Raw genomic sequence first — 4,971 nt, forward strand, 5'->3', positions numbered from 1 at the left:
TATCCCTGCCGGCGAGCCGGTGCGGCTGCTATTGACCTCGACCGATGTGATCCATTCCTTCTGGATCCCAAGCTTGGCCGGCAAACTCGATCTTATCCCCGGCCACATGAACGTGTTGGATATCAAGGCCGACAAGCCGGGCGTCTACCGTGGTCAATGCGCTGAATTCTGCGGTGCGCAGCACGCCAATATGGGCACCTTCATCATCGCCGAACCGCGCCCGAAATTCGATGCGTGGCTGAACGACCAGTTGCAGCCGGCCGGCGCGCCGGCGAGCGGCGAAGCCAAGGCCGGCGCAGACCTGTTCCTCAAACGCCCCTGCGTGATGTGCCACAGGATCGGGGGAACGCCGGCCGGCGGAACGGTGGCTCCCGACCTCACCCACATCGCCAGCCGGAAAACATTGGCGGCCGGAACGCTGACGATGAGCCGCGGCAATCTCGCCGCCTGGATAGCCGACCCGCAAGGCATCAAGCCGGGTTCCCACATGCCAGTGGCAGATCTCAACGGCGACGAGCTCAACGCAATCGTCGCTTATCTCGAGGGGCTGAAATGAGCAGCGCCGATGTCACAGGCGACCGCCACATCCCGGAACCAGACCCCGCCAAGGGCGACCTTGCTCCCGAACGTGACGGCCCCCGCGATACCGGCATGGATGATGCCAGCCTGCATCGCTGGCTCGAGCGCACCTGGCGGACGCCGTCCGGCATCGTCGGAGCGCTCTCGAGCGTCGATCACAAGGTGATCGCACGACGCTATTTGATCACCGCTTTCGTCTTCCTTGGTCTTGGCGGTCTCAACGCTGTCGCCATGCGTATCCAGCTTTCGGGACCGCAACGCGGCCTGATCGGGCCCGACCTCTACAACCAGCTGTTCACCATGCATGGCGTTACGATGATGTTTCTGTTCGCCGTGCCCATCGTGCAGGCGACCGGGATCTACCTGGTGCCGCTGATGGTGGGCACCCGCAACATCGCGTTTCCGCGCCTGAACGCGTTCAGCTATTGGATCTACGTCTCGGGCGGCGCTTTCGCCTGGGTGTCGTTTGCCCTCAACATGGCTCCTGATGTGGGCTGGTTCGCTTACGTGCCGCTGTCCGGCCCCGAATTCGCACCGGGCAAGCGCGCCGATGTCTGGGCGCAGATGATCACCTATACCGAAGTGTCGTCACTGGCCGTCGCGGTGGCAACCATCGTCACGGTGTTCAAGCAGCGGGCCCCCGGGATGTCGCTGGACAAGATCCCGCTCTATGTCTGGGCGATGCTGGTCACTTCTTTCGTCGTCATCTTCGCGATGCCGGCGGTGATGATCACCTCGACTTTCCTGATCCTTGACCGGCTGGTCGGCACGCACATCTTCAACCCGGCGGAAGGTGGGGATGCTCTGCTGTTCCAACACCTCTTCTGGTTCTTCGGCCATCCGGAGGTTTACATCATCTTCCTGCCGGCGACGGGCATGGTGTCCGCGATCATTCCTGTTTTCGCCAGGCGACCGACATTCGGTCATCTCGGGCTGGTCCTGTCGCTTATCGCAGTCGGCTTCCTGTCGTTCGGGCTCTGGGTTCACCACATGTTCGCCACGGGATTGCCTAAGCTCGGCGCCAGTTTCTTCACCGCATCCAGCATGCTGATCGCGATTCCAAACGGCGTGCAGATCTTCTGCTGGCTTGCAACACTTTGGGACCGCCGGCCGGTGATCCGGACGCCATTGCTGTTCGTCTTCGGCTTCTTCTTCATCTTCGTCATCGGCGGGCTAACCGGCGTCATGCTCGCCTCGGTGCCACTGGATCTTCAGGTGCACGACACCTATTTCGTCGTCGCGCATTTCCATTACGTGCTGATCGGCGGCTCGGTGTTCCCGCTGCTTGGCGCGGCTTATTTCTGGTTCCCGAAGATCACCGGCCGCATGATGAGCGAACGCCTTGGACGGTGGCATTTCTGGCTGGCCTTCATCGGGTTCAATGCGGCCTTTTTCCCGATGCATCTCGTCGGCCTATGGGGCATGCCACGAAGGGTCTACACCTATCCGGCCGAGCTTGGCTGGGGCAACATCAACCTTTTCATCTCTGCCGGGGCGCTGCTCTTTTTCCTGAGCTTTGTCCTGTTCACTTTCAATCTGGTGCATGGCGCGCTCAAAGGCACCCTGGCCGGCAACAACCCGTGGGACGCAGGAACCTTGGAGTGGGCAACGTCCTCGCCACCGCCGAGCTATAATTTCGCACGCATTCCCATGGTTACCCATATCGAGCCGCTCTGGGCCGAGCGCGAGGCGCTCCCTGTAGCGACCGGGCTCCGCGTCGATGCGCGCGAACTCCTCATCTCGACCTTGGCCGAAGCTTATCCCGATATTCGCGAGAAATCGGCCACACCGTCGATCTGGCCGCTTTTTGCGGCGCTAGCCGTCGGCGGCACGTTTCTCTATTCGATCTTCACGCCTTGGGCGATCGTCTGGGGCGCCGCGCCGATCGCCATCACGTTGATCGGTTGGTTCTGGCCCAAGGGCGATCCGGAGGACCAGGAATGAAGCAGCGCGCCGCCGCCGATCTTTCTGGCCTGCCGACCTTCGGGCACGGTCCGCGCAGCCCCACCTGGTGGGGCACGCTCGGCTTCATGGCTTTGGAAGGCACCGGTTTCGCGCTGGCAGCGGGCGCATATCTCTATCTTGCGCTGTCGTGGCCAGCGTGGCGGCTTAGCGCACCGCAGCCTGACCATTGGCCCGGAACGATCGTGACGATTTTGTTTGTCGTCAGCCTTGTGCCCAACCACGTCCTCCACCGCCACGCCAAGCAATGCTCCATGGTTCCGGTGCGGATCGGCCTGGTGGTTATGTCGCTGCTCGGCATCGCTCCGCTCGTCGTGCGCTGGTTCGAATTCCCCGCCCTCAACATCTATTGGGACACCAACGCCTATGGATCGATGCTCTGGGTGCTGCTTGGCCTGCACACCACGCACCTTATAACCGATGTCGGCGACACCATCGTGCTGACAGTGCTGATGTTCACGCGCCACGGCTATAGCGGCCGGCGCTTCGGCGATGTCGGCGACAATGTCTTCTACTGGGATTTCGTGGTCCTGACCTGGATCCCGATCTACGTGCTCATCTATTGGGCGCCGAGGCTAGGCTGAGATGCGAGCGTTACGGTTGGGAACGTCTTGGGGTGGTCTTCTGTCAGGTCCGCTGGCCTGGGCGGTCTCGACACAGCTGAATTATGCGCTGGTGCCTTGGCAATGCAACCGCCAGGTGCCGGTCGTGCTTCCCGTGGCGCTGCTGCTCGTCTTGTTGTCGCTGCTCGGCGGGGCGCTGTCGTGGCGGGCGAAGCAGCGAGGCGGTGCCGCATTCAAGCCGGAGCGTACGCGCGGCACAGAGCGCTTCGTCGCCAATCTCGGGATGTTGTCGGCGTTGCTGTTTGCGCTTGTGATCCTCATGCAAGGCAGCGCGGCGCTGATCCTGGATGAGTGCCTGCGATGAACCTGGACGCGCTGTTCCCTACTTCCATCTGCTACGGCGCCGCCGCGCCCGGGGCCGGGTGGACGCTCGCGCTGCCCATCACCCTGCCACTCGCCGTGCTTGCCCTGATATATGTCGTTGGCGCTGGCCGGCTTTGGCGGCGCAGCAGCCGCGGCAGGACTCTGCGGCTGCGCCAGGCTCTGCTGTTCACGGCCGGATGGAGCGTGTTGACAGCCGCATTGGTCAGCCCGATTCATGTGCTCGGCGAGCAGGTCTTTGCGGCGCATATGATCGAGCATGAACTGCTGATGGCCGTGGCGGCGCCGCTGTTGGTCTCTGCCTGCCCGACTGCGGCCTTGATGTGGGGCCTACCCATCCGGTTCCGGCGCGTTCTGGGAATTGCCGGACACGCCAATTGGCTGAGGGTGGTCTGGGCCTTCGCAACGCGGCCGATCAGCGCGACCATTATCCACGGCATTGCTATATGGATTTGGCACATTCCGGTGTTGTTCGAGGCCGCGCTCGAACGCGGCGTACTGCACTATGCACAGCACGCGAGCTTCTTCGGAACAGGGCTGCTGTTCTGGTGGGTCCTCTTGCCGCGTCCCGGCCGCCAGCATGCCTATGGGAGCGCAGTGATGCACCTCTTTGTCACCTCGCTGCATACCGGGCTGCTCGGCGTTCTCCTGTTGCTCTCGCCACGCCTCTGGTACCCGGAGAACGCCGTGGGAGCGGCACTGTGGAATTTGAGCCCCCTGGAGGACCAGCAACTTGCTGGGCTGGTGATGTGGGTTCCGGCTGGATTGATATATGGCGGCGCAGCGCTGCTGCTGGCCGCGTTGTGGATCAAGGCGAGCGGAAGGAGGGAGGCGGCGCATGCGTACGAGCGTGTCTAAACTGCTTGCCGCCGTCATCGCCGCGCTGGTGCTGCTCGTCGCGGCCGTGGCCGGAATGACCTGGTGGTCCGATCGGGCCGCGCGCGTCCGCCACGAGGCGGAGGCGGCCACAGGCGGTGACACTGCGAGGGCCTTGCCGATCATGACTGCGAATGGCTGTTCCGGCTGCCATACGATTACGGGCGTGCCGGGCGCGCAAGGGCAGGTCGGTCCTCGCCTGGATGCCAGTCTTGCTGACCGCGTCTTTATCGGCGGCGGGCTGGCCAACAATCCAGAGAACCTGATCCGCTGGATACGATCGGCCAGGGAAATCAATCCGCACACCGCCATGCCGTCGACCCGGATAACAGAGCAGCAGGCGCGCGATATCGCGGCTTACCTCTACGCTCTGAAATGACTCGAGCGGTTCACCGTTTGAACAACAACGCCGGCCCTTCTGAAGAGACCGACTATCGTTGATCCAGGATCATTCAAGCTAGGTTTGACGCTGAGACGGATCGGAAATCCGTTCACGCACGGCATGCTCGGTTTTGTCTGCCGTGGACTTCACGACCTCGCCGAGCTGATCGGCCATCGTGCCTGCTTCCATATTTTTCCGGCCGGCTTCCTGCTTGATGGTCTCATAGGC

Annotated in this window: 6 protein-coding genes; all 6 read left to right on the plus strand. The window is 62.7% G+C overall.

Annotated elements, in window-relative coordinates:
* On the plus strand, positions 1 to 556 hold a 556-nt coding region (locus EN939_RS11555), incomplete at its 5' end, for a c-type cytochrome (protein WP_127268119.1).
* Positions 553 to 2,523: a cytochrome c oxidase subunit I gene (ctaD, locus tag EN939_RS11560; protein WP_127268120.1), complete on the plus strand. Its 1,971-nt coding sequence runs from the start codon at positions 553 to 555 to the stop codon at positions 2,521 to 2,523. The genes EN939_RS11555 and ctaD, both read left to right, overlap by 4 nt.
* On the plus strand, positions 2,520 to 3,125 hold the full coding sequence (locus EN939_RS11565) for a cytochrome c oxidase subunit 3 (RefSeq protein ID WP_127268121.1): 606 nt from the start codon (positions 2,520 to 2,522) through the stop codon (positions 3,123 to 3,125). The genes ctaD and EN939_RS11565 overlap by 4 nt, the downstream gene beginning before the upstream one ends.
* Positions 3,126 to 3,258: 133 nt before the next feature.
* Positions 3,259 to 3,468, plus strand: coding sequence for a hypothetical protein (locus tag EN939_RS39020; protein ID WP_245473082.1), 210 nt, complete (start codon positions 3,259 to 3,261; stop codon positions 3,466 to 3,468).
* Entirely contained in the window at positions 3,465 to 4,343 is an 879-nt protein-coding gene (locus EN939_RS11575; RefSeq protein WP_127268123.1) for a cytochrome c oxidase assembly protein, read from the plus strand. Before EN939_RS39020 ends, EN939_RS11575 begins: the two co-directional genes overlap by 4 nt.
* On the plus strand, positions 4,324 to 4,740 hold the full coding sequence (locus EN939_RS11580; protein WP_127268124.1) for a c-type cytochrome: 417 nt from the start codon (positions 4,324 to 4,326) through the stop codon (positions 4,738 to 4,740). Before EN939_RS11575 ends, EN939_RS11580 begins: the two co-directional genes overlap by 20 nt.
* Positions 4,741 to 4,971: the final 231 nt, after the last annotated feature.

This window comes from Mesorhizobium sp. M7A.F.Ca.CA.002.05.1.1 (assembly GCF_003998335.1).
GTDB lineage: Bacteria > Pseudomonadota > Alphaproteobacteria > Rhizobiales > Rhizobiaceae > Mesorhizobium.